Origin of the sequence: Halostagnicola kamekurae (genome assembly GCF_900116205.1) — an archaeon.
Lineage (GTDB): Archaea > Halobacteriota > Halobacteria > Halobacteriales > Natrialbaceae > Halostagnicola > Halostagnicola kamekurae.
The window spans coordinates 1376664-1403382 of sequence record NZ_FOZS01000001.1 but is presented as its reverse complement, the minus strand read 5'-3'; the positions used below and the strand labels follow the sequence as shown (position 1 = coordinate 1403382).

Sequence of the window (26719 nt, the reverse complement as noted above, 5' to 3'; positions counted from 1 at the left end):
AATTTACGCGAACCATTCGTCCGGAAATCACCACCCGGAACCGATCGAATCACGTTACTGATCGTCTGGAGTGATCGTCGTCGTTGGTCGGGAACGTTCCGACTCACGGACATCCGACGGCTGATTCGATTCGCCGGAACGGCCATCCGCCTCGACAGTGATCGAGTCGGTGGACGGTTCCGACCGCGAGGTCAACGGCCTGCAGAGGAACGCCAAATTATCGATTACCACGCTGAAACGAACGCGACGACCGCCTTGAAACGAATACGACGGATTTGGCTTCGTCGACGATCGATGCTTGGTCCTCCTAACAGGCTATCGTCTCTGCTGTCCGGTTTCGCGCGCTCGTCGGCCGTACTCCACGAACGCGAACCCGTCGCGCTCGTCGCGAGCGAGTTCGTTCCACGCCGCCCGGTCCCACGACGGGAAGGTGGTGTCGCCCGCCGGCTCCTCGTGTACCTCCGTGACGATCAACCGGTCGAGCGCGGGCAGGAACTGCCCGTAGACGGTCGCACCACCCGCGACGAAGATCCGGTCGGCGTCGTCGTGGCGGTCTCGTGCGGCGGTCTCGGCCGCCTCGAGTGCTGGCTCGAGTCCGGCGGCCGCCACGGCGTTCTCGGGTGTCTCGAGATCCCGACTCGTCAGAACGACGGTCGTCCGGCCGGGGAGCGGTTTGCCAAGCGCCTCGAGGATCCCCTCGTAGGTGACCCGGCCCATGATGACCGGGTGGTCCATCGTCGTCTCCTTGAAGTGCTCGAGGTCTGCGGGGATGTGCCACGGCATGTCCCCGTCCCTGCCGATGACGCCGTTGTCCGCGACGGCCACGATCCCGACGAGTTCGCGGTCGGTCTCGAGCGCGCCCGCGCCGTTCGAATCTGCTTCGTTCGTCGCGGCGGTGCTCTCGGCGGCCCGCCCGTCTCTTTCGCTCATTCGGCGACCGCGAACTCGAGTCCGTCGTGGGACTCGTAGTCCTCGAGCGTGACGTCCTCGGCGGTGAGTTCGTCGATCGAGACGTCGGCGACGGAGAGCGTCGGTCGCTCGAGCGGTTCGCGGGCGAGTTGCTCGAGCAGGCCGGGGACGTGGTCGAGGCGTTCGTCTCCCTCGGCCTCGGCCGGGGCGGTCGACTCGAGCCACGATTTCACGTCCCGGTACGCTTCGGGCTCGTCGACCGCCGCCAGCCGCGACTGCAGCGCCTCGAGGTTATCCGCGTACCACTCGCCGCGTTCGCCGCGACCGCAGTAGACGTGCGAGTCGACGACGGTGTGGGCGAAGGTCCCGGGTTCGAAGCCGGTCTGGGCGGCGACCACCTTCGTCAGGAGCGCGTACGCCGCGATGTTGAAGGGCACGCCCAGCGCGATGTCGCCCGAGCGCTGCGTGAGGTGGCAGTTGAGCCGGTCTCCCTGCACGTTGAAGACGAAGGTGTAGTGACACGGCGGGAGCGTCGAGACCGCCGCGTTCGCCGGGTGCCAGGCGTTGACGACGAGCCGACGCGAGTTCGGGTTCTCAGAGAGCGTGTCGATCACGTACTGCAGCTGGTCGAACGTCCGCCGCCCGTCGGCCTCCTCGGTCACCCACCGGTGGCCGTCCTCGGGCCAGGACTCGCCCTCGAGCTGTCCCGTTTCGTCCGGGACTGGATACCGACGCCAGAAGCGGCCGTAGGCGGTGTCGAGGCGACCGGCGTCGTCGGCCCACGCGTTCCAGATTTTCGTCTCCTCGCGCAGGTTTCTGACGTGTTCCTCGCCGGAGAGGTACCAGCAGACCTCGTGGATCATCGAGTTCCAGCGGTAGCCGTCCATCGCCTTGGTCGTCAACAGCGGGTAGCCCGCCTGCAGATCGACCTCGTAGTGCTCGCTAAACGACGAAATCGTGTCGACGCCGGTCCGATTCGGCTTGTGTGCCCCGCCCGAGAGGACCGACTCGACCAGCTCGAGGTACTGACGCATTGTACCCCCGTTTCGGCGGGGATCCCAAAACGGATTCGGTTCCGGCGGTCGAGGGCCGAATATTCGGTTTCGGGCGGGATACTCGAGGAACACTCGAGATACTTTCACCACGGTCTCCAAACGCTCATACCCGCGGCCCGTCTTCCGGCGACCAATGAGCAACCGAGGCGGGTCCCGCGTGCTCTCCATTTCGCCCGAGGTTCTCTCGAGCCAGTCGCTCGCGGCGTTGCGGGACGCCCGAGATCATTTCGACCCGGATCTCGTGCTCGTTCCCGGCCCCTCTCGAGCGCCGCAAGCCGACGCGCGCGCCCGCCACGTATTCGAGGTGCCGGTCGTCCACCCGCCGCTGACGGACGCCGCCGAACCGGTCCGACGACACGATATCGGCGCGACGTCGCTCCTCACCGCACGCGGAGCCGACGCGCTGGTCGACGCCGAACCGGCACCCGAGCGCCGCCTCGAGACCGACGCCTCCATCGCCGCCGTCGTCTGTGACGACGTGACGACGACGGTTCGCCCGACGGCACTCGAGACCGACCTCGCCCGCCGAAGCGAGCTGTCCGCCGCGTTGCCCGCCGGCGAAACGACGACCGTTCTAACCGGCGGACTCGCCGCCGGCTATGACGAACGCTGGCGGCTCGCGGCGGACGACGGTGCTGTCGTCGGCGTCGGGGTCGACGGCGGGAATTCGAAAACGGAATCGACGGTAGACACCACGATCGCCGTCCGAATCGTCGGAATTGGCTCCCGAGAGGGATACGGCTCCGCGGGGTCGCTCTCGTCGATAGCCGTCGGCGCCGGTCCCGATGGGGGTCTCGAGAACCGCAGCGTAGGGCCGATCGAGACGCTCGCGGCGGACGAGTTCGGGCTCGAGGCCGTCTCCGGCGTCGGCCCGAAAACCGTCGACAAACTCGAGGGCCGCGGCGTAACGAGTCGGGCCGACCTCCTCGAGACCTCGATCGAAACGCTCGCGTCGATGCCAGGGATCGGCCGGCAAACCGCGGTGCGGATGCGCGAGCATGCGACGGTTCTCGAGTCGGGAGCGCCGCGTCGACTCTCGGACGAGCCGCTCCCCGCGGCGGATCGACCGCGGCCGCCGCTGTGTCTCGACATCGAGACTGACGGGCTCTCACCGACGATCATCTGGCAGATAGGCGCGTACGACCCCGCGACCGACGAATACCACGCCTTCGTCGAGCGCTCGGACCCGACGGACCCGAGCGCTGTCCTCGAGTCGTTCTGCGACTGGCTGTTCGGCGTCCACCCCGACCGGGCGCTTCTCACCTGGAACGGCTGGCGCTTCGACTACCGGCACCTCGAGTCGTTTCTCACCCGGTACGTCCCGCGGTATCTGGACGCGTGGGACAACGTACCGAAGCTGGATCTCTACGGGTGGGCAGTCGGCGACGATAACGCCGTCCTCCCCGGTCGGACGAACGCGCTCGAGGACGTTTCGGCGGCGCTCGGCTACGAGGGGACGGCCACCGGCCTCGACGGCGCACGAACCGCCGCTGCGTACCAGCGGTTTATTCGAACCGGCTCAGAACTCGAGTGGGACCGCCACGAGGCCTACTGCGAGGACGACTGCCGGGCGTTGTGGCACGTCTACGAACGGCTCCGCGACGTTCCGACGGCCGCCGAACTCGCAGGAACTGCGGGCGAAGACGAGATCGCGACGACGAACGACCGCTCTCGAGGGGGGTCACAGACCGGACTCGGTGATTTCTGATGAGAACTACGAAGACACGAGCGTCGGGGACGGATCGAACGCGATCGTTAGGGGCGGACCGAACGCGATTGTCAGAATCGTATCGAACGTCGCGTGCCAGAGCGGCTCGAGCGCGATCGGGAGATATCGATCCATGGCGGTGGAGAGACGAAACTCGAGGACAGCGGGGAGCTAAAGGACGGTGGGAAGCCAAATGACGAATTCCACACGCAGAACAGACGAGACGCGTATCGACGGGGCGGTAACGGGCGACGATGTCCGCGAGACGTTCCCGCGATATCGCGACTCGGCGGACGCAACCGTCCTCGAGCGGCCGGGTCGTGACCCGGAGACGGTCCCGAACGACGACCTCCTGCGACCCGAACTCGCAGCGCCGCTCGAGAACGACTGCTACACGCACCAGGCCGAGGCCCTCGAGGCGCTCGAGCGCGGCGAGAACGTCTGCGTGGCGACGAGTACGTCCTCGGGCAAGACCCGGATCTACGCGCTCCAGATCGCCCGGAACTATCTCGAGGCCCAGAGCGAGCCGACGGGTTCCGAACCGACCGATTCGACTGCGTACGTCCTCTACCCGACGAAGGCCCTCTCACGGGATCAGGAGCGCGAACTCAACGACTTCTACGACCAGTTGGGACTCGACATCACGGTGCGGGTCTACGACGGAGACACCGAACGCGGGACCGAGCGACGGCAGATCCGCGAGGAGGCGGACGTCATCATATCGAACTTCGCGGGGGTGAACACGTACCTCCACGACCACGACCGCTGGGCGAGATTCTTCTCGGCGTGTGACCTCGTCGTCATCGACGAATCTCACACCTACACGGGCGTCCACGGCATGCACGTCGCGTGGATCCTCCGACGGCTTCGACGGGTTCTCGAGTACTACGGCTCGGAGCCGCAGTTCGCCCTGACGAGCGCGACGATCGGCAATCCCAGAGAACACTCCGAGACGCTGGTCGACGAGCCGGTGACGGTCGTGGACGAAGACGGCTCGCCGCGCGGCCCGCGCGACATCGTCCTCTGGAACCCGCCGCCTCGAGCGCGCGAGGACGAAACCGACGGTCCGGAGGACAGTGCGGACGTTGACGCCGTTCCCGACACCGACGACGCGTCCGACTCCGAGTCGGGCGTCCTCGAGCGCGTTCCGGCGACCGTCGAGGCCCCGAAACTCCTCTCGCACCTCGCGTATCACGACGCCCAGACGCTCCTGTTTACGCCCTCGAGAAAGCTCGCCGAGCTCTCGGTCAAGCGAGCGAGCAAGCACCGGACCGATCGCAGCCGGTACTACGCGGATCCCGAACGGGGCAGCGCCATCGAGCCCTACCACGCGGGCCACTCGAGGCCGAAACGCCACGGGACCGAACACCAGCTAAAGAACGGGCTGCTCGACGGCGTCGCCTCGACGAACGCCCTCGAACTCGGGATCAACGTCGGCGAGATCGACGCGACGGTCCAGATGGGCTATCCCGGCCAGCGCCAGTCGTTCTGGCAGCAGATCGGCCGCGCGGGGCGGGGAACGGATCGAGCGCTCTCCGTTCTCGTCGCCGAACACCGGACGCTCGATCAGTACGTCGTCTCGAATCCCGAGTTCCTGCTCGAGAGCGACGTCGAGGACGCCGTCGCGGACGTCGAAAACGACGCCGTCTTCGCCCAGCACCTGCTGTGTGCGGCGGACGAACTCGCGATCGCCGAAGAGGACGTCGGGTCGTTCGCCGATCGGGGTCGGCTCGAGCGCGGCCTCGAGATGTGGCGGCGGGCGGGGAAAGTGACCGGCGCGCTCGAGACGGGCGTCTCCTACTGCGGGCCGCCTCGTCCGCAGTCGACGATCTCGCTCTACGCGACTCGCGGCGAGGAGTACGAGGTTCGACTCGCCGCCGACGTCGACGAGGCGCACGATCCGGAGATGGAACCGCTCGCGCGCGAACGCGTCTACAGGGACTTCCACGAAGGGGCCGTCAGACTCCACGAGGGCCGCCAGTACGAGGTCACCGAGGTGGTCCACAGCGGGCCCACCCCGCACGTCACGGTGCGGCCGACGGACGTGGACTACTACACGGTCACGCGAAGCGACGTGACGGTGCTGGACGCGGTGTCCGAAGAGAGCCGCGACGTCGGCGACTTTACGCTTCACTACGGACGCGGCCGGGTGCTGGTCTACCACGGCACTTACGACGAGGTGGGGGTCCACGGGGGCAAGCGCCGGGCGCAGGGCGTCCCGACAGATAACCCGCCGCTCTCGATGGAGACACAACTCTGTTGGCTCGAGGTCCCCAGGAGGACCGAACGGCAACTCGTCGAGAAGTATCGCGACTTCGCGGTCCCCGGGCTCGACTCGGAGCTCGCCGACAGCCCGCATCTGGGCTACGCCGCCGGGCTCCACGCGGCAGAACACGCCACGATCGGCGTCGCGCCGCTTGAGCTCATGGTCGACAAACGCGATCTCGGTGGGCTCGCGACGCTGACGATCGACTCGCACCTCGATCCCGAGGCGGCGGACGACCGGTCTGTTTCCACGTCCGAAGTCGCCCACGCGGGCGCGTCGATCGACGACGAACCGAAGAACCTCGCCGCGGCGCAGGCGACGGTTCGGGCGACCGCGGCCCGTCTCGAGGAGACGCCCTCGAGCGGCTGGTTCATCTACGACGGGATCGAGGGCGGCCTGGGCTTCTCGCGCTCGATCTACGAGAATTTCGAGCGGATCGCACGCCGTGCCCGCGAACACATCGCAGATTGCGAGTGCGGGCGAATCGACGGCTGTCCAGCCTGCGTGATGGACGAACAGTGCGGGAACGACAACCAGCCCTTACACCGCGGTGCGGCGATCGACGTGCTCGATCGGCTTCTCGACGCTGCTGGCGACTCGAGTGAGAGTCCCGACCACGCCGGTTCGGGCGAGGCCGTCGAATCCGGCGCGGGTTCGGACGAGCGCGACGACCAGCGACGGCCGCCGCTGTTTTTCGCGTAGGTCGGCCGAGGGGATACCGCGAGTCGGCCGGCATAGGGTGTTGCTATCCTCCACCACTCGTCGTCGTAACACCGCTCACGCTCGATACCGCGCCGCCGCTCACTTCTCGTCTCGTTCCATGTTCATCTCGTCTATAACTCTGATCTCGGTCCCCTCCCGGAGTTTCGTATCGGCGCTGTCGGCGTCCCCGAAGCCGGCGCTGACGACTCGAGTGAGCGCCGATTCGAGGGATTCGTCGAGCGTCGTCACCTGCTCCGGCGAGACCTCGACGACGAAGCCGCTCGCGATGTTCGGCGACGTCGGAACGAAGAGTCGCATCTTCCCGCTTTCGGTGGTCCGGCCCGTTTTGAACGCCGTCATGCGGGCCCCCTTCCACGTCTCGACTTTGACCGGCGTCTGCAACGCGTCGTTCTCGCCGACGGTCGTTTCCGTCGCAGTCTTCGACGCGTTGTAGACCAGCCGCAGGCCCGGAACGCGATTGGCTCCGTAATCGACAAAGTCCTCGAACAGCGCTCCGAGTTTCGTTCTGACCAGCGGGCCGACGACGATCATCAGGGCGGCGAGGAGCGACAGAAAGACCACGACTCGCAGGAAGCGCGCGAGTTCTCTCCGGGCCGGCTCCCCGACAGTCGGGAAGAATCCTTCGAGGAACTCCGCGTTGATCAGGACGGCGGGTAGGAGGTTCGCAATGAACGAATACAGCACGTAACAGATGAACAGGGTCGCGAGGATCGGACCGAGGACGATGAGTCCGCTCGCGAAGTCACGCTTCCACCGGCTCATACGCGCATCACGAGCGCGAATACGCGACGATGTTGTTAGTAGATTGTGATTGTCACAGCGCTCGATCCGATCGCGGCTGACACCGCCCCGCGAAACGCTGCCGGTCGTGGCGTACGCGCCGCCGGCCGGATTGTGCACAAACGTGTCGATATCGACGCCGCGAAAAGAGCAACGCTTACAGGTTCGTGCGTCCGGCTATCGAACATGCGCGAACACGTGTTGCTGATCGGCGGCGGCGGGCGCGAACACGCGATCGCTCGCGAACTCGCGGAAAGCGAGGCGAAGCTCTCCGCCTGCGCGGGGAACAAGAATCCGGGTATCGCTCGGCTCGCGGCCGAGTTCGAAACGCTCGAGACGACCGATCCGGCGGCGGTCGCGGAGTACGCCGAGGAGATCGAGGCCACCATCGCCGTCGTGGGTCCCGAAGCGCCCCTCGACGCGGGCGTCTCGGACGCGCTCGAGGACGCGGGCGTCTACGCCTTCGGACCGAAGCGAGCCGACGCGAAAATCGAGACGGACAAAGCGTTCCAGCGCCGGTTCATGGCGGACAACGACATCCCCGGCTGTCCCGACTTCGAGACGTTTGAGGACATGGACGCCGCGTGTGAATTCATCGACGAGTACGACGGCGACCTCGCGATCAAACCCGCCGGGCTCACGGGCGGAAAGGGCGTGAAAGTCATCGGCGATCAAGTGACTCCCGAGGAGGGCAAGGAATACATCCGCGAGTCGGAGTACGACAGGATCGTCCTCGAGGAGCGGCTGATCGGCGAGGAGTTCACCGTCCAGGCGTTCGTCGCCAACGGCGGCCTCGAGACCGCGCCGGCGGTCCAGGACCACAAGCGCGCCTACGAGGGCGACGAGGGGCCGAACACCGGCGGGATGGGGTCCTACACCGACGCGACGTTCGAACTACCGTTCATGACCGAGGGCGACTACGCCGACGCCGTCGAGATCATCGAGGCGACGGTCGACGCCCTCGAGGACTATCGGGGCATCCTCTACGGCCAGTTCATGCTGACCGCCGAGGGGCCGAAGGTCATCGAGTTCAACGCTCGCTTCGGCGACCCGGAGGCGATGAACACCCTGCCGGTGCTCGAGACCGACTTGCTCGACGTGCTCGTGGCCGCTCGAGACGGCGACGAGCCGCCGGCACTCGAGTTCGCCGAGCAGGCGACGGTCTGTAAGTACGCGGTTCCGGAGGGCTACCCCACGGATCCGTCCGCCGGAGCCAGAGTGCAGGTCGACGAAGAGAGCGCCGGCGACGCCCTGCTGTACTACGCCAGCGTGGACGAACGAGACGACGGCATCTACACGACGACCTCGCGGTCGTTCGCGCTCGTCGGTGTCGCAGACTCGATCAGTGAAGCGGAGGAAATCGCAGAGGACGCACTCGCCGTCGCCGGCGAGGAAGGGCTGCACATGCGCCACGACATCGGCAAGGCCGCGCTGGTTCAACAGCGAATCGACCACGTTGCCGAACTTCGAAACGAGTAGATTCGGCGGACTCGAGCGGTATTCGGTGGCGGTCTGGGCTTCTCGAGCCGATGTGGTTCAACGGCTTCATTCGAACCGAACACTTCTGAAAGCCCTGCCTACAGCCTCTCTCTTCCCAGCCTCGTCCTCCCCAGCCGCGGCGGTTCACTCGTTTGAGGGCTTCACTTCTCGTTCAGCCCTCGCGTTCACCGCCGCCCTCGCGCGGCTTCGGTGGGCCGCGAGCGACCCACCAGCGCGCGCCAAGGAGGCATAATTTCGGTTGCAATTGATAGCGATACCGATCAGGATCGGAACATCCCTCGAGAAAAGACAGCGACAGCGGCGTTGTAGTGGGAATTGAGCCGATCTAGAGCACGATGCTCTTCTTGCGCATCATCTCGTGGATCGAGGCGTCGAGGCCTTCGCGGCCGATGCCAGAGTCCTTGTTGCCGCCGAAGGGCACGTCGCCAAGTCCATGGCTCGGTGCGCCGTTGATTCGAACGCCGCCGGCGTCGACACGCTCCGCGACGTCCATCGCGCGGTTGTAGTCGCTCGTGAACACGGCGGCGTCGAGCGCGAGGTCGGAGCCGTTGGCGATCTCGAGGGCCTCCTCGCGGCCCTCGAAGGTGGTCACGACGGCAACGGGACCGAACTGCTCTTCGTCGACGATCCTGGCGTCGTGGGGCACGTTCGCCAGCAGCGTCGGTTCGAAGAATTGGCTGCCGAGTTCGTCCGGAACGCCGTCGGGTGCCTCTCTGGTGCCGCCCCGGACCAGATCCGCGCCCTTCTCGACGGCGTCCTCGACGAGTTCTTCGACCCACTCGGCCTGGTCTTCGGAGATCAGCGGCCCGAAGGCGGTGTCCTCGTCGAAGAGGTCGCCAGCTTGCCACGTGCTCATGTTGTAGTCGATGCGCTCGACGAGGTCATCGTGGACCGATTCCTCGACGAGGACGCGGGAGACGGCCGAACAGCGCTGTCCGGCGTACTTGAGCGAGCCCGACGTACAGGCGCCGGCGACCTCCTCGAGATCGGCGTCGTCGAAGACGATGGCCGGGGCGTTTCCGCCGAGTTCCATGTGGAGGTTGACCATGCCGCTCTCGTTCGCGACGTGTTTGCCCGCGCCCGACGAGCCGGTCATCGCGATGGCGTTGATGCGGTCGTCGCCAGTGAGGATGTCGCCGATGACGCTCGCCTCGCCGGGGACAAAGTTGAACGCGCCCTCGGGAATGCCGTCGACGTCCGCGATGACCTCTGCGAGAATCGCGGCCGAGATCGGCGTCTTGCTCGCGGGCTTGAGCAACACGCTGTTGCCCGCCGCCAGCGCCGGCGCGACCTGCAGCGCGGTCGTCGCGAGGGGGTAGTTGTATGGCGTGATACAGAGGACCGAGCCGATCGGCTCGTGTTTGACGATTGCCTGCCAGCCCTCGTGGCCCGCCGTTGAGCCCTCGCGGAACTCGCCTTTGCTCACGATGTTTCGGGCTTCCTCCGCGGCCCGGTCGAATCGTTCCGCGGCCGAGCCGACCTCACCGCGCGCCGAGGAGATTGGCTTGCCCGCCTCGCGAACGATGATCTCGGCCAGTTCCTCTTCGCGCTCGCGCAGCCCTTCGGCGATCGCTTCACACCACTCGGCGCGCTCGACGACGGTCGTCTGGCGCATCGTGGATTTCACCTCGTGTGCGGCCGCGAGTGCGTTACGCGCTTCGGCCGGCCCCGCTGCGGCGACGTTCGCGAACGTGCCACCGTCGGCGAGATCCGAGACCGGAATCGTCTCACCGGTCTCGAGCCACTCGCCGTCGACGTAAATCCGCTCCGTCCGCTGTGCTGTCCTCGTTTCCATACCTCCCTCTAGGACCTCCACCTTGAAAATATTTACTCAAGCGTGAAAAAACGGCGATCTGTCCGTTACAGTCTGCCCAACCGAGAAGTCACGCTCGAGAGGGAGTCACCCGAACCATAGCTCGGCAATAGATAACATTAGTTTTGGCTACCCAAAGAATATTTTCTCCATGGGGAAGCTTTAAGTGGAATGCTCCTGTATGTAGAAACGAGATGAGCACCCAAAAGACCGTCCGACAGCAGGCAGATCACGTCGAGGAGAACGAGCTTCGACTTGACCGTGAGAAAGCCGAACAGGTCGTCGACGCGTTGAATACGGAACTCGCGAACGCGTACGTCCTGTACCACCAGCTCAAGAAACACCACTGGGTCGTCGAGGGTGCGGAGTTCCTCGACCTCCACGTCTTCCTCGAGGAAGCCTACGAGCACGCAGAAGAGGGCGCAGACGAGATGGCAGAGCGCGCACAGGCCCTCGGCGGCGTTCCGGTATCGGGGCCGACGAACCTCGAGGAGCGCGCGACCGTCGAGTTCGAGGGCGAGGACGTCTACGACGTCCGGACGATGTTCGAGAACGACCTCGAGATGTACGGAGACATCATCGAGTCGATGCGCGATAGCATCGAACTCGTAGAGAACCTCGGCGACTACGCGACGGCCGAGATCCTCCGGGAGATCCTGGTCGAGCTCGAGGACGACGGCCACCACTTCGAGCACTACCTCGAGGACGACACGCTGGTCCTCGAAGAAGCGACCCACTAAACGCCTGCGAAGAACCCGTAACGGTCGTCGAATCTGCGGCCGCTTTTTGTTGCCGATCGTATCCGTAAGACAGAGAACCGAACTCAGCAGTCGGTGAAGCCTTCCGAGGCGTCGGTATCGATTGAGACAGTATCGATCGACCGAAACTACCGACCGATCAACTACGGCTCGAGATCGACGGCTGTATCGCTCGCGATCCAGCCGTCCGTATTGTTTCGCTCGGTGACGACTAGCTTGCCGGGTCGTGGTTCGTGAGATGAGATGACCGTCGCCGATTCTGCCTCGACGCGTTCGGTGTCAGTATCCTGTTCTGGAACGGGGGCGTCCATCGCGTGGAGTTAGGCGACCCTAAATCTAAAAAGGTTTTGGTCGGCCTAAGAGTGCGGTCGGTTCGGCCGTGATTCGCGCGGTTCACTTTCAAGCGGGTGGCGGTCCACGTCCGACGCATGGAGTTCGACGTCGTTCAAGGAGACATCGCGAGCCGATCAGCCGACGCGCTGGTCAACGCCGCGGGGACGAGCCTCGAGATGGGATCCGGCGTCGCGGGCGCGCTGCGTCGGGGTGGTGGCGAGGAACTGAACCAGGAAGCGAAAGCGAACGGTCCCGTTGACCTCGGTGACGCGGCCGTGACCGACGCCTACGACCTCGACGCCGAGTACGTGATCCACGCCGCCGCGATGCCCCACTACGGAGACGGCCGGGCGACCGCGGAGAGCGTTCGGAATGCGACCCGGAACAGCCTCGAGGCCGCCGACGACCTCACCTGCGAGTCGCTCGTGATCCCCGCCCTCGGCTGCGGGGTCGCGGGATTCGATCTCGCGGACGGCGCGCGGATAATCGGAGACGAACTGGCGAGCTATCGGCCGGACGCGCTCGAGGACGTCCGATTCATCGTATATAGCGACGAGGAGTACGATACGATCAGGAGCGCGCTCGAGGAGAATACGGACGAAGACGTTCCGGGAACAGAATCGCACGCCGAAAGCGAAGCGGATCGATAGCACGCGTCGTTCCGCCCGGGAACGCGCGATTAAGAAAGCGACCGTCGCGAAGGCTCAAGAGAGCGAGAGCCCGCGGATCTCGACGCTCTCGCCGTCTTCGACCCGTCCGATTACTTGCCCGCCCGTCCGTTCGACGAGCGAGTCCGCCTGCTCGGGCGGGACGGCGACGACAAAACCGGTGCCCATGTTGAACGTCCGGTGCATCTCCTCGTCGGTCACGTCACCTTCGGTCTGGACGAACTCGAAGATCGGCTGTGCGGGGAGCGGATCGTCAACGACGTACCGGTTCTCGCCCATCCGGAGCAGGTTGGTCCAGCCGCCGCCGGTCACGTGGGCCGCCGCGCGCACGTCGGTCTCGACCATCGGCTCGAGTAAGTCCGTGTAGATGCGCGTCGGCCGGAGCAGTTCCTCGCCGATCGTCACCTCGGGATCGAGCGGGAACGTGTCCGCGTAGTCGTGGTTTCGCGTGACGGCCTCGCGTGCGAGCGTGAGTCCGTTCGAGTGGATGCCGTTCGAGGGGAAACCGACGAGCGCGTCGCCGACGGCGGCCTCGCCGTCGAGGATCTCGTCTTTCGGCGCGAGTCCGACGCAGGTACCCGCGAGGTCGAATCCGGTGACGACGTCGGGCATGACGGCGGTCTCGCCCCCGAGGAGGGTGAGATCGGCCTGCTCGAGGCCGACGGCGAGTCCCTCGCCGATCTCGTTCGTAATTTCGTCGTCCGGTTCGTCGATCGCGAGGTAGTCGACGAACCCGGTTGGTTCGACGCCGGCCGCGACGAGGTCGTTGACGTTCATCGCGATGCAGTCGATACCGATCGTCGAGAAGTCCTCGATCGCTTCGGCGACGAGCAGTTTCGTGCCGACGCCGTCGGTCGCCAGCGCGAGGTACCGATCGCCGATGTCGAGCAGGCCGGCGTACTCCGTCGTCAGGTCGCTCCCGAAGGCCTCGAGCAACGCCGCGGTCGCGTCCTCGCTCGCCTCGATATCGACGCCCGTCTCGGCGTAGGTGAGTCCGTCCTCGGACGCGGACTCGGATCCGTCCGTCTGGTCGGTCATACCTGACAGACCTCGCGGATCGGCTAAAAGGTCACCGGTCCGGGCCTGAGACGACTCGAGACGGCCAGCGAGTCGAACCTCGAACGCAGTTCACTGCGGAGTCGTCGTCCTCGAGGGGCCGCTAGAATCCAGTCCCGAACATGAAGAGAAATCCGATCAGAAGCGCGCCGCTCGTGACAAAGATGCCGGCGAAGACGCCTTTGTTCCAGTTCCAGACCGACTTACCGTCGAGCGGGCCGAACGGGACCATGTTGAACGCGGCCAGAAAGAGGTTGATGAGGACGCCCATGTGACCGACGATCCCGATCCCTGGAAGGACCATCAGGGGGAAGAACAACAGCGCGAGGCCGTGGTTCGTCAGCGGCCCCGCGAGGGCGATCATCGCGTTCTCGCGTTCGGTGATTCGGCCGGCGTGATAGACGGCTCCGGGCGCGGCGAAGAGGAACCCGATCAGCGCGCTCATGATGGCCAGAAAGAGCATCTGGTAGTCGGCGCGAAACTCTGCGATCTGTCCGTACCGGATCGCGACGACCTTGTGTGCGAGTTCGTGACAGAGAAAGCCGACGCCGACGGTCACGAAGCTTAACCCGACGCTCAAAACGAACTCGGTCGGCGTCCCGACGCCCAGGTGGATCGGATTCAAGAGCAACGCGAACGCGACGCTCAGAGTGATCCACGCGGCGGCGAGATCGATCAGTTCCTCGTCGCTGAACTGCAGCTCCGACTGCGTCGGATAACTCATCGACAGTTCACCCTCGTCGCGAGCGATTCGCAGGCGAAGTCGGCGGTTGCCTCGTCGATCATGCGAGGTACCCCCGGATTAGCTCGAGACTGTTCTCTGCGCCCTGGAGGAGTTCTGCGAAGAGGGCGTCGACGCCGCCGATCCCTGGGGCGATCCACGGGAGCACGACGAACGGGAACAGCACCGTCGCAATCAGGCTCCCGATATTGGTCAGCGCGACGATCATGATGAGTCGGAACAGCGGCACGTCGAACATGTCTTCGACGGCTTCGCCCAGCGGCCGCTCCGTGTCGTCGATGATCTCGTTCAACAGCTGGATATCGCGGACGTTGACCGGCCGGTGTTTGAGTTCCACGTAACCCGCGAACCAGCCCGGTGCGAGCAGCGGGTTGATGCTGGTGAGCCAGGCGACCGCGCCGCCCAGCCCCGCGCTGTCCCAGCGCGCCCCGGCGAGGCGAGCGAGCGTGAAGGCGAAAAAGCCGTTGAACAGGAACCAGGCCGCGAACAGTCGGAACAGGAACGCGTCCTGCACGCCAGCCATGATCAACAGGGCGAAAAACCCCACGAAGACGGCCATCACGAGGTAGCCGAACACTTTCATGACCGAAAACCGCCGACCGGGGTCCGTTCCGCTGATCGACTCGAGCGGCGGCAGCGTCTCCGGGTCCTCGAGATACCGTTCGATACCCGCTTTGTGGCCCGCCCCGACGACAGCGAGAACGTCGTATCCCTGTTTCGAGAGCGTGTGGAGGTTGTGGGCGATGTAGGCGTCTCGCTCGTCGATCAGTGCCTCCGCGCCGCCGGGGCTGAACCGGCGAAACTCCTCCATCATCGCCGCGACGACGTCGCCGTCGGTCATCTCCTCGATGTCGATTTCGTCCACGTCCTCTACGTCCGCCGTGAACACGTCAAGGGCGATTCCACAGAGCCCGCCGACGATCACCCCGATTCCGAGTCCGGCGAGGACGCCGACGGCTCCGCGGATCGAGTACGTGCCGACGTTCTCGAACAGTCCGGCCGAGACGGGGCCGACGAACGTCTCGGTCACGACGATAGCGACGCTCGCGAGGAGACCGAGTGCGATACCGGCGAGGACTCGGACGGAAAACCCGTTGAGGAAGCCGCCAGTTGCGTTCCCGGCGTTATCGAGCGAGGGAAGGAAGATCAGCCCAACGAGTCCGCCGAGGACCGTTCCGCCGCTGACAGCGCCGGCGTACTGCAGTCCGGTCGTTCCGGTGACCCCGAGCAACAGGAGATCTCCCAGGCCTAAGAATGGTGCAACCATCGCCGCGAAGACGAATCCGAAAAACGCCCCGACGACCGCACCGAAGGTGATTCCGATCGTTCGGGGGTCGGTCGCGCCGAGGGCCAGCCCGCCGACCATCTTTAACTTCTCGATGACCGATAATCGCGCCCAGAACCGCTGAATCGTTATCTGGATGTCCCGGTCGACGAGCGCGACGCCGTGACCGTTCGCCTCGGCCGACTCGATCGCCGCTCGCATATCCGCGCCGGGTTCGATGTCGAACTGGTCGCCGAGCCGAGACTGGACGTACGAAAGCATCCAGTACGCGAGAAACTGAAAGACGGTGTTGCCGGAGAGGAGATCTTCCGCCTGTACGTCGTCGGGAGCCCCGCCTTGCATCTGGCGGTATCGGCCCTCGTCGAGTTCGACGGCGACCATGTCGGGGGATTCGTCCTGAATCGTCTCCCTGACTTCGTCGACGCTGGCCTGAGAGACGTGAGCGGTCCCGAGAACCTGTACGGATCCGCTCTCGCCGTCCGGCGGGTCGGCTGCGTCGCGGACGTCGACGTCACCTGCATCGCTCATTACCGAATCAACTCGGGCGCGACTTTTACCAGTATCGAAGCGTGTCAATCGACAACGTTCCCGAAGCCGTGTCGAGAGATTGATTGCACTCGTGGGAAAAGACCGGGCGATGACCGATCTCCTCGAGACCGTGGTCGAAAACCGGGAAATGGTCCAGCCCCACCACGCGAACGCGCTCGACGTGACCCACGGCGGCAACGTGATGAAGTGGATGGACGAGGTCGGCGCGATGGCCGCGATGCGCTTTGCCGGCGAGACCTGCGTCACCGCCCGCGTCGATCAGATGAACTTCGAGCGGCCGATCCCAGTCGGCGATACCGCGTTTATCACCGCCTACGTCTACGACGTTGGCGACTCGAGCGTGCAGGTTCGAATCGTCACCGAGCGCGAGGACCTCCGGACTCACGAGCGCGAACGGACGACGGAGTCGTACTTCGTGTACGTCGCTATCGACGAGGACGAACGGCCGACGAGCGTCCCCGAACTCACCGTCAGCACCGAGGAGGGCGAGCGGCTGCGGCGCGAAGCGCGTACGGGCGAAAGCACGCGCTAATGGCGCTATCCTTCGATTAGTTCCCCGAGTTCGCCGATCGATTCGAGGACGTAATCCGGGTCGACGGCGGCGCGCTCTATATCGCTTCGATCGGTGATCCCCGTGAGGACGACGGCGGTCGCCGCTCCGGTCCGCTCCCCCAGTGCGATGTCGGTATCGAGCCGATCGCCGACGACGAGGGTTCGTTCTGGTGACGCCTCGAGTCGCCCCATCGCGGCCTCGGCCGCGACCGCGGAGGGTTTGCCAAGAATCGCATCCGGCTCGCGGCCCGCCACCGCTTCCATCGCCGCCAGGATCGATCCCGATCCCGGAATGTCGCCGCCCTCCGTCGGGATCGTCGCGTCCGGGTCGGTTCCGTAGAACGGGGTCGATCCCTCGAGGGCCCGCAGCGACTCCCAGATCGTTCCGTACGAGAACTCCCGGTCGATCGATCCGAGGACCACGCCGCTCTCGTCCGGATCGGCGGTTATCGTGAGGTCGTACTCCTCGAGGAGCGTTTCCAGCCGATCATCGCCGACCAGGAAGATCGGCTCGTCAGGGTGGTTCGCCCGGAGAAATTCGGCGGTGACGACGGCGGACGTGAGCACGGCATCCGAGGAGATATCGATCCCGTGATTGCCGAGTTTCGTCTGGTAGTGGGGCGCCCCTCGCGTGGGGTTGTTCGAGAACAGTACCACGTCTATTCCGGCCGTCTCGAGCGTCGCCAGCGCGTCGATCGCGCCGGGGATCACCCGCTCGCCGCGCAGGATCGTTCCGTCGACGTCGAGAATCGCGGCCTCGAACCCGGTCATCGTCCGATCAACGACCGGCGGGAGGTTGAGCGTTCGGGTTCGCTCGCGGAGGGAATTCTTATCCGGGGACGGCGCGTAGGCTGCTCCATGGGACTGGAGGTCGAGCCCCCGGATCCGCCCGAACTGTCGTTCGTCGATCCGAACGAGTACGACGACGCGACGATCAGCGGCGGGGGCGACATCGATTATCGGCGCGAAGCGCTACAGGGATTTCTCGAGGACGGAGCGTGGGAGGAGGCCTTCGACGAGTGGCTCGCGGACACGGACCTCGAGCGACGGGAGTTCGAGATCGCCCGCGACCTCGATCTCTTCGCCGGGTTCGACTTCTTCTGGGACGACTTCGCTGACCGGGTCGGCTATCACGCGCCGGGGATCCCCGAGGACTGGCAGGCGCGAGAGTACCACCCGGACCTCGATTCGTGGGGAACCGTCTCGTCGATCAACGCGGAGTTGACCGAGTTCGGACAGACCGTTTCGGTCCTGCTCAAAGAGGAGTACATCGACTGGGAAGCCCAGTACGAACCGCCGGAGGACCTCCCCGACTTCGAGTGAGATCCGTCGTCACCGACCGAGATCGATTTCGACCGTTTTCGAGCGGGATCGCCGGCGCTGTTAGCGCGAGGGCGCGGACGATTCTTGGTGAGATTCGACCGTGACCGGGTCTCCGACGGTCAAACGGTCGCCCCAGACGCGCTCGGGGACTCGCGTGTTGACCATCACTCGGTAGTAATGGTCGAACCAGGCCGGGTTCGCCCACTCCGGAAGCGTCGCCTCGCGCCGGTCGACGAACCGTTCGCGGAACCCGTCGGTCGGTTCGCCGGTATCGGGATCTCTCGTCGGAACGACACACCGCTGGCACGGGTTGACCCCCTCGAGCCGACTCGAGCCGATCTCGAAGGGGACGCTCGTCCCCGGCCGATCGTAGAGGCGATCCTCCCAGAACGGCTCCGTCTCGCCGACGACGAGATTCGGCCGGAGACGACGGCGCATTTCCGCGGGGTCGATGCCGTCGAACCACGACGCGATGGTCCCGAGCGTTCCCGAACTGATCACCGTCGGCCCGGCGGCGTCGGTATCGTCCGGAAATCCGCCCTCGTCGGCGCGGACGACGTCGACCTCGTATCCGAAAAAACACGTCAGCCACGAGGCGAAGGCGTCCCGGTCGACGTCGAGGTGAAAGGAGAAGGAGTCGTCACTCCCCTGGTTCCGGACGGTGATCGTCTTCCGCTCGAGATCGTACGATGCGCGCAGTCGATGGACGGCGCGCTCACCTTTCCCGTTGACGTAGGCTCCGTCCTCGTCGACGATCGCGTACCGACGATCCCACTCGAGCCCGCCGCGTTCGCGAATCGACGCCGCTTCAACCGTCGTTCCGTCGAGCGATTTGACGGGGTAAACGTGTATTCCCTCAAGGCGACCCATTGGCTGTTCTAACGGGATCACCGCTGAAATCAGTACCTATATCACGGTTTTTTACTCGAGTGACGCCGTCGGTTTTCCGGGCGTCTCGAACGAGATACTGCTCTCGGAATATCTTATCTCTGATCCGAGTTAAATCTCAAACAAAACAGATACATTACCATTTGTATCGGAAACCGGATTCGGGCCGTTTAAGCGGTTACTCGGTAGTAGATCCCATCTGACAATTTCGACCAGGGTAGGTAGTGACATACTTCGATCAAAAACCTCCGGGTTTATACGGCCGGATGGTGGCCGATCATGTATATGTCCGAAACCGGGGCGGAGTCCCGTCCGCTGGTCAGACAGCTTCCCGATCCGACCACAGCGTCGAACGTTCGAACCAACCCGTCGCTCGAGGAGCTTCGCGAACTCGCGAGCCCGGACGAGACGACGACCGAATACGGGTCGCCGTCGTACGTCAGCGAGGTGCGATCTCGAAGCGCGGACCGGACGAAAAACGCGATCGACGCCGAGTTCTCCGACGACGACTCCGATCTGCTCGCCGACGCCGTCGCCATCGCCGACGAGCGGGAGATGCTCTGCGTCGATCGGCTGCTGGGTCGCCACCCCGACGCGACGTTTTGCTGTCGGCTGTTCGTTCCGGTCGAACACGCTCGGATCGCGCTGGCGTGGGCGAAGCTGTTCGAGCCGACGGACGGCCGCGACCCCGACTTCGTGACCGTCCAGGCTCCCGACTACGATGAGCGGGCGATCCGCGTCCTCCCCGACGAGGGGTTCACCGCCGTCCTCGGGACCGATTACCTCGGGGAGGCGAAGAAGTCGTTCCTCCGGCTGTTCATGCGTCGCATCAAAGAACGCGGCGGCCTCGGTCTCCACGCGGGCAGCAAGCGCGTTCGCGTCCGCGACGAGGACGACGACCTCCGGACCGTCGGCCAGGTCTTCATGGGCCTCTCGGCGACCGGTAAGTCGACCCTAACCTCACACGGCTGCTGGCTCGAGGAGCCCGAGGCGGCCGTGATGGTCCAGGACGACGTCTGCGGACTGTTGCCCGACGGCTCCGTCCCCGGAAGCGAGGGCGGCGGGCTGTTCATCAAAACCATCGGTCTCGATCCCGACGAACAACCGGGCCTCTACGAGGCGGCAACGGCTGAATCCGCCGTCCTCGAGAACGTCGCCGTCGACGACGACGGAACGGTCGACTTCGATGAGCCGCGATACACCTCGAACTCCCGTGCGGTCGTCCAGCGCGACGAACTCGAGAGCGCCGACGAGGAGATCGACCTCGACCGGATGGACCAGGTCTTCTTCATTACGCGCAACCCGCTGATGCCACCCGTTGCGAAACTCGACACCGAGCAGGCCGCCGCCGCGTTCATGCTCGGCGAATCGATCGAGACCAGCGCGGGCGACCCGTCTCGCGCGGGCGAATCGATCCGCGTCGTGGGGACGAACCCGTTCATCATCGGGCCGGAGGGCGAGGAGGGCAACATCTTCCGGGACCTGATCGACGACCTTGAGGTCGACTGTTACGTGATCAACACCGGCTATCTCGGCGACGAGTCCAAGGATATCGGCGTCACCGAGTCCGTGACGATCCTCACGGAAGTCGCGCGCGGAACGATCGAGTGGACCGACGACGAACGGACCGGACTGACCATCCCCGAGTCGGTGCCGGGACTCGCCATCGAGGAGTACTACGTCCCCGACCACGTCGACGACTACGACGACGCCCTCTCTTCGCTGCGAGCGGACCGACGCGACTATCTCGAGGAGTTCGACGAACTCTGCGACGAGATCGTCGACGCCGTCTACTGACCGCTCGAATCGGAGTGGGATTGACGATCGATCCGGTTCTGCGACCCGGGCGGCGCTCGAAACCTGTTCGGTTTCTTCGAATTGACGATATTCCAATAGTGGCTCCGTCTCGATGGGACTCGCTGAATTCTTCACGATTTTTCGCCGATACATGCAGCGTTTGCCGAACACAGTCACGGTTATATGTGTCCAGTTCGCATACCCGCCAATGAGTGTCGAACTTCGAACCCCGACCGCCCGCGTCTGCGAGCGGTGTGGTCGCGGCGAACGGTGGGACGAAACGCTCGAGGCCTGGCAACTCGCAACCGAAGACGGCGAAAAGAAGGTCGGAAATCCGCACTGTCTCCACGAGTGGGACATAAACGGCGCGTTCAATCCGATCCAGGGGAACTAACCCGTTGCAACGCCGGGAGGGCAGGTGCGTCGCCGGAGACTTTCTTCTCGAGCCGCGACGTTTTTCCGCCGCTGAGCCGTCTCTCGATCCGTGCCGACAGTCTATCTCACATCGCCGCCGGACGCGGCCGCGGAGATCGCCGAAACCCTGCTCGAGGAGCGCCTCGCCGCCTGCGTGAATCGACTCCCGTCGGAGTCGATCTACCGCTGGGACGGTGAGATTCAACGAGAGGCGGAAGCCATCCTGCTCGCGAAGACGACCGACGAGGCTTACGACGACCTCGTTTCACGCGTTCAGGACGTTCACCCTCACGAGGTACCCTGCATCGAGCGCTTCGACGAGGATAACGTGCTCGAGTCGTTCGCGACCTGGCGGGCCGAGAACGTCGATTGACGACGGTCGTCGGGCCGCCGGTCTTTCTCCCTGTCAGACTGTCACAGGATCGGACTGCCCGAAAAAGCAACCCTTAAAACTCGAGCGAGGATTCATTCGGGTATGGCTGGAACCATCGAAGTGCTCGTTCCGGGTGGCCAGGCCAACCCTGGCCCACCGCTCGGTCCCGAGCTCGGACCGACGCCCGTCGACGTGCAGTCGGTCGTCAACGACATCAACGAACAGACCGAAGCGTTCGACGGCACCGAAGTACCCGTCACCGTCGAGTACGACGAAGACGGCTCCTACTCGATCGACGTCGGCGTCCCGCCGACGGCGGCGCTCGTCAAAGACGAGGCCGGCTTCGAGACGGGAAGCGGCGAACCACAAACGGATTTCGTCGCCGACATCTCGGTCGAACAGGTCAAAACGATCGCCGAGCAGAAACATCCGGACCTGCTCGCCTACGACACGAAAAACGCCGCCAAAGAGGTCGTCGGCACCTGCGCTTCGATGGGCGTCACCATCGAGGGTGAGGACGCCCGCGAGTTCAAGGCGAAGGTCGACGACGGCGAGTACGACGACGTCCTCGTCGAGTAACTCGAGAGCTCCCCGGTCGAGCTCGCGGTTTTCGTTGTTCGTTTCTCGAGACACATCGTTCGGTAATAGATCGCACTTCCAGCAACCGGCACGGACCGGGGGTAGCGTTATTTTTCTGGGCCCGAAAGCCACGTCTATGTCCGACGATGAGACAGAACTCGAGTACGAAAGCACGCTCTCACGCGAAGAAATCGCGACCCACTTCGAGACGTTCGCGGAGAACCTGCGTTCCACAGAGGGATTCGACCTCGAAATAGGCGACGAAACGGTCGCCCTCGCACCGCCCGAGTCGCTCGAGTTCGAACTCGAACTCGAGGACGAACCCGAGGACGACGGCGTCGAGCGAAGCATCGAGTTCGAGCTCGAGTGGATGCGCACCGACGAAGAGGATCCGCTCCCCGAACTCGACGTCGTCGAAGAGTAACCGAACGGGCGCGATTTTCACGACCCCGTTAGTCCCTCGCATGGCGTTGTCGTCCGCGAGCGCGCGGTTCGACGGTTTTAAGTTCGTCATGGGATTTCTCTCAAAGGAGACAGGCTTCGCCTGTTTCACTGACCCGTAGGAGCATCCCTGCGTACTACGGAGGTGAACGATGGCAAATTCGGATATCGAAACAGCAGTCGCTCGAGCGCTCGAGGACGCGCCGGATCGGAACTTCACCGAGACGGTCGACCTCGCAGTCAACTTGCGCGACCTAGATTTAGACGAACCGTCGAATCGTGTCGACGAGTCCGTCGTCTTGCCGTCCGGAACCGGCCAGGAAACCCAAATTATCGTCATCGCCGAGGGAGAAACCGCAGTCCGCGCCGAAGAGGTCGCGGACGACGTTCTCTCGGGCGACGACGTGGCCGATCTGGACGACGACGAGGCCAAAGACCTCGCAGACGAGACGGACTTCTTCATCGCCGAAGAGGAGATGATGCAAGATATCGCCCGGCACCTCGGGACCATTCTCGGTCCGCGAGGGAAGATGCCGGACCCGCTCTCGCACGACCAGGACGTCGTCGAGACCGTCAACAGACTCAAGAACACGGTTCAGATCCGCTCGCGGGATCGGCGCACGTTCCACACGCGCGTCGGTGCCGAAGACATGAGCGCGGAGGACATCGCCGACAACGTCGACGTTATCCTTCGCCGACTCCACGCCGACCTCGAGAAGGGTCCACAGAACATCGATTCGGTCTTCCTGAAGACGACGATGGGCCCGTCCGTGGAGGTGGCCTGAGATGAGCGCAGAAGCCGAGCGCAAAACTGAGAACCTGCCGCAGTGGAAAGAACAGGAGGTCGCCGAACTCTCGGAGCTCATCGAGAACTACGAGAGCATCGGCGTGGTCGGCATCGCCGGCATTCCGAGCAAACAGCTCCAGGACATGCGCCGCGGCCTCCACGGCACCGCCGTGGTCCGCGTCAGCCGAAACACGCTCCAGACGCACGCGCTCGAGGAAGCCGGGCTCGACGAACTCGTCCCTCACATCGAGGGACAGGTCGGGCTGGTCGCGACGGACAGCAACCCGTTCGCACTCTACAAGGAACTCGAGGCCTCGAAGACGCCCGCCCCGATCAACGAGGGCGAGGTCGCCCCGAACGACATCGTCATCCCGGAGGGTGACACCGGCGTCGATCCCGGTCCGTTCGTCGGCGAACTCCAGAGCATCGGCGCGAACGCGCGCATCGAGGACGGTTCGATTCAGGTCATGGAGGACTCGACGGTCCTCGAGGCCGGCGAAGAGGTGTCGGCCGACCTCTCGAACGTGCTCAACGAACTCGGCATCGAACCGAAGGAGGTCGGACTCGACCTCCGCTCGGTCGTCGCCGAGGGCGTGCAGTTCGACCCCGAAGACCTCGACATCGACGTCGACGCCTACGAGAGCGACGTGGCGACGGCCGCGGCCCGCGCACGGAACCTCGCGATCAACGCGACGTTCCCGACCGACGCGACCGCGCCGACGCTCATCGCGAAGGCGACGGGCGAGGCCAAGAGCCTCGGCCTGCAGGCGGCGATCGAGTCCCCCGACCTCGCCGACGACCTCGTGAGCAAGGCGGACGCACAGCTTCGTGCGCTCGCCGCCCAGATCGAGGACGAGGAGGCGCTGCCGGAGGAACTCCAGGGCGTCGAGGCGCCGACTGCCACGCAGGCGGAACCCGACGACGAAGACGAATCGGCTGACGACCAAGACGACGAGGCCGACGCTGACACCGACGTCGACGACGAAGACGACGAAGACGATGATTCCGGTGGCGGCGAAGGGCTCGGCGAAATGTTCGGTTAATTGAGGTTACAACAATGGAATACGTATACGCTGCACTCATCCTGAACGAAGCGGACGAAGAGATCAACGAAGACAACCTGACGGACGTACTCGACGCGGCCGGCGTCGACGTCGAAGAGTCTCGAGTCAAGGCGCTCGTCGCCGCGCTCGAGGACGTCGACATCGACGAGGCCGTCGACGAGGCCGCAGCAGTTCCCGCCGCGGGCGGCGCAGCGGGCGGCGCGGCCGCAGCGGAAGGTGGCGCTGACGAGGGTGGAGACGACGAAGCCGACGAAGCCGACGACGCCGATGCAGGAGGCGACGAGGACGAAGACGACGAAGACGAAGGCGACGGCGGCGAAGGTCTCGGCGAACTCTTCGGATAACTCGCCTCGAGACGATTTCGACCCTTTCTTTCGACGATACGGGCGTAGCTCTGCCAGCGGGGAGCGAAGCCACCGATCGACGCCCGAGAGTTAATAACTGATCCCGCGGCCAGACCCGGCATGGCCGTCCCCGTTCTCGAGTCGCTGGTCGATCCCGCGCTGTCGGCCCAGCTCGTCGCGTGGGTACTCGCGGGTGCGGCCCTCGGTAGCTGTAGCGGGCTGATCCCGGGACTGCACGCGAACAACTTCGCGCTGTTGCTGGCGGGCGTCGCGCCCTCGGTTCCCGGGCGGCCGCTTTTCGTCGGCTGTGCGATGCTCGCGGCTGGCGTCGTCCACACGTTCGTCAACGCCGTTCCGGCGATGGCGCTCGGAGTGCCGGACGCCGAGATGGCGGTCACCGCGCTGCCCGCACACCGAATGGTGCTCGAGGGCCGCGGGTACGAGGCGATCCGCCTCTCCGCGCTCGGGAGTCTGCTCGCAGTTCTCGCGGCGGTCCCGCTCGCGCTCCCGATCACCTGGGGCGTCACTGCCGTCTATCCGACGATCAGCGCGAACCTCTCGATCGTGCTCGCGATGGTCGTCGTCGCACTGATCGCCTCGGAGCGCACCTGGAAGCGATGTGCGGGGGCCGCCCTCTCGTTCGGTCTGGCGACGGCACTCGGCGCGGCGACGCTCGATCTCACCCCCGACGCGCCCCTCGAGGCCGGCGGGATGCTCGCGCCGCTTTTCGCCGGACTGTTCGGCGCACCCGTACTGATCGAAGCGATTCGCGGCGGCGGCGTCCCGCCCCAGCGCGACGAAGCGATTCGGATGCCGCGTCGGCTGGTCGGGATAACGGCGCTTGCGGGTTCGTTCGCGGGCGCCGTCGTCGGGTACGTTCCGGGTATCTCGGCGGCTATCGCTGCGGTCGCCGTCCTCGTCTTCGTTCCAGGCGAATCGGGGAATCGGGGGTACATCGTCGCGACGAGCGGCGTCGACACGGCAAACTCGATCTTTGTGTCCACTCAGTATTACTTCGTATTACGTAGAATTACTTCTAACCACTAATAGTTGGTGCATCATATAACCGTGTTAGTAGAGTGATTTTTTATATATTTTGAACAACGGAACGAATTTCGAACCGAATTGGGTAGTCCAGATTTTTAACAGACACACGTCCAAATTTCCGGTATATATCAACTTTATTTGGATGGAATTAACTACTCCACAGTATATTCATCCTCGATAAGATACCGAAATGCATGGAGGGTGTTCTGTCCATCGGAAGTGAGTTTCACGATTTTCTCACGACCTTTCTTTTCTGTGGTAACATACCCATCATCTTCCAAGGGGTTTATTACGTGGTTGTCTAAGAGCCGGTATTTTCCTTTCTGTTCTACATCATGGTCTGCAATGAACGGTAGACCTATCTCCTCCCCAAATTCAATTAGTTCTCCCTTTGTTGGGGCTGAGTCCTCTGACGTTCTTTCCTTGATGAAATTTAGAACTGCAATTTCTTGATAATCTGGCGAATCAATTGGATAGCGTGGTAGCTTTGTTATTTCAGCGACTCCTTCGGGCGGTGTTGGGCCATAATCTTTCGCTTGAACATAATAAGGAGTTGCATCAGCAACCATACAGGCAATCATCCCTGCAATCGCGGTCACTTTTCCACCCGTTGATAGATTCACGTACACATCTTCCGAACTGAACTCGTTAATCTTCTCGGCAATCATGCCGAGAGCATCATACATATTGAAAAGCCTACATTTATCCTTCTCGGAGTCTATTCCATATTCATCCAGCTTATCTTGAATTTCCTTTATTCGGTCTTCTTCATCATCATCGTCGGACTCATGCATTAGCAGGATGACTGTATCAGCTTTCAATTCCTTAGCAGGGAGGTGCGCCCGGTCAAACTCAAACCCGATTGGCATGATATGGACTCGATTCTCTACCTTGAAATCAAATTCTGACTGTTGCATACTTATACCGGAGTCGCGAAACCACTTATAGTATGGGTGATTCCGTAC

At 64.0% G+C, this 26719-nt stretch carries 27 protein-coding genes and 1 pseudogene; 16 read left to right on the top strand and 12 right to left on the bottom strand.

Translation table 11 applies throughout. The features are described 5' to 3' along the window. Positions 1-315: 315 nt before the first annotated feature. Both BM348_RS07225 and thyA read right to left on the bottom strand, forming a co-directional pair. A complete protein-coding gene (locus BM348_RS07225) occupies positions 316-930 on the bottom strand; it encodes a dihydrofolate reductase (protein WP_092903324.1) in 615 nt (204 codons plus the stop codon). Next, positions 927-1943, bottom strand: a complete 1017-nt coding sequence (thyA, locus tag BM348_RS07220) for a thymidylate synthase (protein ID WP_092903322.1) — start codon at positions 1941-1943, stop codon at positions 927-929. Before thyA ends, BM348_RS07225 begins: the two co-directional genes overlap by 4 nt. 154 nt (positions 1944-2097) lie before the next feature. Here thyA and BM348_RS07215 point away from each other — a divergent pair, with 154 nt between their 5' ends. Then, entirely contained in the window at positions 2098-3672 is a 1575-nt protein-coding gene (locus tag BM348_RS07215) for a ribonuclease H-like domain-containing protein (protein WP_092903320.1), read from the top strand. A gap of 6 nt (positions 3673-3678) precedes the next feature. Here the strand turns inward: BM348_RS07215 and BM348_RS22175 are convergent, their stop codons facing one another. Further along, positions 3679-3807, bottom strand: a complete 129-nt coding sequence (locus BM348_RS22175; RefSeq protein ID WP_281244674.1) for a hypothetical protein — start codon at positions 3805-3807, stop codon at positions 3679-3681. Between the two features lie 58 nt (positions 3808-3865). Between BM348_RS22175 and BM348_RS07210 the strand changes: the two genes are divergently transcribed. Continuing rightward, positions 3866-6640, top strand: coding sequence for a DEAD/DEAH box helicase (locus BM348_RS07210; protein WP_092903318.1), 2775 nt, complete (start codon positions 3866-3868; stop codon positions 6638-6640). 99 nt (positions 6641-6739) lie between these two features. Here the strand turns inward: BM348_RS07210 and BM348_RS07205 are convergent, their stop codons facing one another. Next, on the bottom strand, positions 6740-7423 hold the full coding sequence (locus BM348_RS07205; RefSeq protein WP_092903316.1) for a DUF502 domain-containing protein: 684 nt from the start codon (positions 7421-7423) through the stop codon (positions 6740-6742). Between the two features lie 204 nt (positions 7424-7627). On the opposite strand from BM348_RS07205, the gene purD reads away from it, so the two are divergent. Next, a complete protein-coding gene (gene purD, locus BM348_RS07200; protein WP_092903314.1) occupies positions 7628-8920 on the top strand; it encodes a phosphoribosylamine--glycine ligase in 1293 nt (430 codons plus the stop codon). Between the two features lie 346 nt (positions 8921-9266). Here the strand turns inward: purD and BM348_RS07195 are convergent, their stop codons facing one another. After that, entirely contained in the window at positions 9267-10736 is a 1470-nt protein-coding gene (locus BM348_RS07195) for an aldehyde dehydrogenase family protein (RefSeq protein ID WP_092903312.1), read from the bottom strand. A 212-nt stretch (positions 10737-10948) separates the two neighbouring features. On the opposite strand from BM348_RS07195, the gene dpsA reads away from it, so the two are divergent. Beyond that, positions 10949-11494, top strand: coding sequence for a DNA starvation/stationary phase protection protein DpsA (gene dpsA / locus BM348_RS07190; RefSeq protein ID WP_092903310.1), 546 nt, complete (start codon positions 10949-10951; stop codon positions 11492-11494). A 161-nt stretch (positions 11495-11655) separates the two neighbouring features. Here dpsA and BM348_RS21225 read toward each other — a convergent pair whose 3' ends face one another. Then, the gene (locus BM348_RS21225) at positions 11656-11823 is read right to left on the bottom strand and encodes a hypothetical protein (protein ID WP_175507124.1); all 168 of its coding nucleotides are present in this window, start codon (positions 11821-11823) and stop codon (positions 11656-11658) included. Between the two features lie 117 nt (positions 11824-11940). Here BM348_RS21225 and BM348_RS07185 point away from each other — a divergent pair, with 117 nt between their 5' ends. Further along, positions 11941-12495: a macro domain-containing protein gene (locus BM348_RS07185; RefSeq protein ID WP_092903308.1), complete on the top strand. Its 555-nt coding sequence runs from the start codon at positions 11941-11943 to the stop codon at positions 12493-12495. Positions 12496-12549: 54 nt separating this feature from the next. On the opposite strand, the gene purM is transcribed toward BM348_RS07185, so the two are convergent. The 3 genes from purM to BM348_RS07170 all read right to left on the bottom strand — a co-directional run bounded on the left by purM (position 12550) and on the right by BM348_RS07170 (position 16124). Then, positions 12550-13551 carry a phosphoribosylformylglycinamidine cyclo-ligase gene (gene purM, locus BM348_RS07180; RefSeq protein WP_092903306.1) on the bottom strand — a complete coding sequence of 334 codons (1002 nt, stop codon included), beginning with the start codon at positions 13549-13551 and terminating at the stop codon, positions 12550-12552. A 121-nt stretch (positions 13552-13672) separates the two neighbouring features. Beyond that, positions 13673-14293, bottom strand: a complete 621-nt coding sequence (locus tag BM348_RS07175; protein ID WP_092903304.1) for a metalloprotease — start codon at positions 14291-14293, stop codon at positions 13673-13675. A 58-nt stretch (positions 14294-14351) separates the two neighbouring features. Continuing rightward, positions 14352-16124 carry a TraB/GumN family protein gene (locus BM348_RS07170; protein WP_092903302.1) on the bottom strand — a complete coding sequence of 591 codons (1773 nt, stop codon included), beginning with the start codon at positions 16122-16124 and terminating at the stop codon, positions 14352-14354. A 109-nt stretch (positions 16125-16233) separates the two neighbouring features. Between BM348_RS07170 and BM348_RS07165 the strand changes: the two genes are divergently transcribed. Beyond that, positions 16234-16677 carry an acyl-CoA thioesterase gene (locus BM348_RS07165; RefSeq protein ID WP_092903300.1) on the top strand — a complete coding sequence of 148 codons (444 nt, stop codon included), beginning with the start codon at positions 16234-16236 and terminating at the stop codon, positions 16675-16677. Positions 16678-16682: 5 nt separating this feature from the next. On the opposite strand, the gene BM348_RS07160 is transcribed toward BM348_RS07165, so the two are convergent. Beyond that, positions 16683-17468: an HAD-IIA family hydrolase gene (locus tag BM348_RS07160; protein ID WP_092903298.1), complete on the bottom strand. Its 786-nt coding sequence runs from the start codon at positions 17466-17468 to the stop codon at positions 16683-16685. Positions 17469-17555: 87 nt separating this feature from the next. Here BM348_RS07160 and BM348_RS07155 point away from each other — a divergent pair, with 87 nt between their 5' ends. After that, complete coding sequence (locus tag BM348_RS07155; RefSeq protein ID WP_092903296.1) at positions 17556-18020, top strand: hypothetical protein; 465 nt, start codon at positions 17556-17558, stop codon at positions 18018-18020. Between the two features lie 60 nt (positions 18021-18080). On the opposite strand, the gene BM348_RS07150 is transcribed toward BM348_RS07155, so the two are convergent. After that, on the bottom strand, positions 18081-18890 hold the full coding sequence (locus BM348_RS07150) for an MOSC domain-containing protein (protein ID WP_092903294.1): 810 nt from the start codon (positions 18888-18890) through the stop codon (positions 18081-18083). Positions 18891-19193: 303 nt separating this feature from the next. Here BM348_RS07150 and BM348_RS07145 point away from each other — a divergent pair, with 303 nt between their 5' ends. The 9 genes and pseudogenes from BM348_RS07145 to BM348_RS07105 all read left to right on the top strand — a co-directional run. Further along, positions 19194-20705: a phosphoenolpyruvate carboxykinase (ATP) gene (locus BM348_RS07145; RefSeq protein WP_092903292.1), complete on the top strand. Its 1512-nt coding sequence runs from the start codon at positions 19194-19196 to the stop codon at positions 20703-20705. Positions 20706-20913: 208 nt separating this feature from the next. Then, positions 20914-21099, top strand: coding sequence for an HEWD family protein (locus BM348_RS07140; protein WP_092903290.1), 186 nt, complete (start codon positions 20914-20916; stop codon positions 21097-21099). 90 nt (positions 21100-21189) lie between these two features. Continuing rightward, positions 21190-21492, top strand: a complete 303-nt coding sequence (gene cutA / locus BM348_RS07135) for a divalent-cation tolerance protein CutA (RefSeq protein WP_092903288.1) — start codon at positions 21190-21192, stop codon at positions 21490-21492. A 102-nt stretch (positions 21493-21594) separates the two neighbouring features. Then, positions 21595-22071 (top strand): 50S ribosomal protein L11, encoded by a 477-nt coding sequence (locus BM348_RS07130; RefSeq protein ID WP_092903286.1) that lies wholly within the window; start codon positions 21595-21597, stop codon positions 22069-22071. Between the two features lie 136 nt (positions 22072-22207). Beyond that, positions 22208-22495: an amphi-Trp domain-containing protein gene (locus tag BM348_RS07125; RefSeq protein ID WP_092903284.1), complete on the top strand. Its 288-nt coding sequence runs from the start codon at positions 22208-22210 to the stop codon at positions 22493-22495. Between the two features lie 169 nt (positions 22496-22664). Further along, positions 22665-23297 (top strand): 50S ribosomal protein L1, encoded by a 633-nt coding sequence (locus BM348_RS07120; RefSeq protein WP_050050598.1) that lies wholly within the window; start codon positions 22665-22667, stop codon positions 23295-23297. A gap of 1 nt (position 23298) precedes the next feature. Continuing rightward, positions 23299-24342, top strand: coding sequence for a 50S ribosomal protein L10 (locus BM348_RS07115; RefSeq protein ID WP_092903281.1), 1044 nt, complete (start codon positions 23299-23301; stop codon positions 24340-24342). A gap of 14 nt (positions 24343-24356) precedes the next feature. Continuing rightward, complete coding sequence (rpl12p, locus tag BM348_RS07110) at positions 24357-24707, top strand: 50S ribosomal protein P1 (protein WP_092903279.1); 351 nt, start codon at positions 24357-24359, stop codon at positions 24705-24707. Positions 24708-24827: 120 nt separating this feature from the next. Next, positions 24828-25703, top strand: a pseudogene (locus BM348_RS07105) (tripartite tricarboxylate transporter permease); the annotation flags it as partial. 203 nt (positions 25704-25906) lie between these two features. On the opposite strand, the gene BM348_RS07100 reads toward BM348_RS07105, so the two are convergent. After that, positions 25907-26671 (bottom strand): HFX_2341 family transcriptional regulator domain-containing protein, encoded by a 765-nt coding sequence (locus BM348_RS07100; protein WP_092903678.1) that lies wholly within the window; start codon positions 26669-26671, stop codon positions 25907-25909. Between the last annotated feature and the right edge of the window lie 48 nt (positions 26672-26719).

Excerpts from the sequence above, each read along its gene's own strand:
- BM348_RS22175 (WP_281244674.1), bottom strand. The coding sequence starts at position 3,807 with ATGGATCGATATCTCCCGATCGCGCTCGAGCCGCTCTGGCACGCGACG.
- BM348_RS07155 (WP_092903296.1), top strand. The coding sequence starts at position 17,556 with ATGGGACTGGAGGTCGAGCCCCCGGATCCGCCCGAACTGTCGTTCGTC.
- BM348_RS07195 (WP_092903312.1), bottom strand. The coding sequence starts at position 10,736 with ATGGAAACGAGGACAGCACAGCGGACGGAGCGGATTTACGTCGACGGC.
- purD (WP_092903314.1), top strand. The coding sequence starts at position 7,628 with ATGCGCGAACACGTGTTGCTGATCGGCGGCGGCGGGCGCGAACACGCG.
- BM348_RS21225 (WP_175507124.1), bottom strand. The coding sequence starts at position 11,823 with ATGGACGCCCCCGTTCCAGAACAGGATACTGACACCGAACGCGTCGAG.
- thyA (WP_092903322.1), bottom strand. The coding sequence starts at position 1,943 with ATGCGTCAGTACCTCGAGCTGGTCGAGTCGGTCCTCTCGGGCGGGGCA.
- BM348_RS07125 (WP_092903284.1), top strand. The coding sequence starts at position 22,208 with ATGTCCGACGATGAGACAGAACTCGAGTACGAAAGCACGCTCTCACGC.
- BM348_RS07170 (WP_092903302.1), bottom strand. The coding sequence starts at position 16,124 with ATGAGCGATGCAGGTGACGTCGACGTCCGCGACGCAGCCGACCCGCCG.
- BM348_RS07100 (WP_092903678.1), bottom strand. The coding sequence starts at position 26,671 with ATGCAACAGTCAGAATTTGATTTCAAGGTAGAGAATCGAGTCCATATC.
- BM348_RS07140 (WP_092903290.1), top strand. The coding sequence starts at position 20,914 with ATGAGTGTCGAACTTCGAACCCCGACCGCCCGCGTCTGCGAGCGGTGT.
- BM348_RS07185 (WP_092903308.1), top strand. The coding sequence starts at position 11,941 with ATGGAGTTCGACGTCGTTCAAGGAGACATCGCGAGCCGATCAGCCGAC.
- BM348_RS07205 (WP_092903316.1), bottom strand. The coding sequence starts at position 7,423 with ATGAGCCGGTGGAAGCGTGACTTCGCGAGCGGACTCATCGTCCTCGGT.
- BM348_RS07160 (WP_092903298.1), bottom strand. The coding sequence starts at position 17,468 with ATGACCGGGTTCGAGGCCGCGATTCTCGACGTCGACGGAACGATCCTG.
- BM348_RS07120 (WP_050050598.1), top strand. The coding sequence starts at position 22,665 with ATGGCAAATTCGGATATCGAAACAGCAGTCGCTCGAGCGCTCGAGGAC.
- BM348_RS07165 (WP_092903300.1), top strand. The coding sequence starts at position 16,234 with ATGACCGATCTCCTCGAGACCGTGGTCGAAAACCGGGAAATGGTCCAG.
- BM348_RS07215 (WP_092903320.1), top strand. The coding sequence starts at position 2,098 with ATGAGCAACCGAGGCGGGTCCCGCGTGCTCTCCATTTCGCCCGAGGTT.
- BM348_RS07130 (WP_092903286.1), top strand. The coding sequence starts at position 21,595 with ATGGCTGGAACCATCGAAGTGCTCGTTCCGGGTGGCCAGGCCAACCCT.
- BM348_RS07225 (WP_092903324.1), bottom strand. The coding sequence starts at position 930 with ATGAGCGAAAGAGACGGGCGGGCCGCCGAGAGCACCGCCGCGACGAAC.
- BM348_RS07150 (WP_092903294.1), bottom strand. The coding sequence starts at position 18,890 with ATGGGTCGCCTTGAGGGAATACACGTTTACCCCGTCAAATCGCTCGAC.
- rpl12p (WP_092903279.1), top strand. The coding sequence starts at position 24,357 with ATGGAATACGTATACGCTGCACTCATCCTGAACGAAGCGGACGAAGAG.
- purM (WP_092903306.1), bottom strand. The coding sequence starts at position 13,551 with ATGACCGACCAGACGGACGGATCCGAGTCCGCGTCCGAGGACGGACTC.
- BM348_RS07145 (WP_092903292.1), top strand. The coding sequence starts at position 19,194 with ATGTCCGAAACCGGGGCGGAGTCCCGTCCGCTGGTCAGACAGCTTCCC.
- BM348_RS07115 (WP_092903281.1), top strand. The coding sequence starts at position 23,299 with ATGAGCGCAGAAGCCGAGCGCAAAACTGAGAACCTGCCGCAGTGGAAA.
- BM348_RS07175 (WP_092903304.1), bottom strand. The coding sequence starts at position 14,293 with ATGAGTTATCCGACGCAGTCGGAGCTGCAGTTCAGCGACGAGGAACTG.
- BM348_RS07210 (WP_092903318.1), top strand. The coding sequence starts at position 3,866 with ATGACGAATTCCACACGCAGAACAGACGAGACGCGTATCGACGGGGCG.
- dpsA (WP_092903310.1), top strand. The coding sequence starts at position 10,949 with ATGAGCACCCAAAAGACCGTCCGACAGCAGGCAGATCACGTCGAGGAG.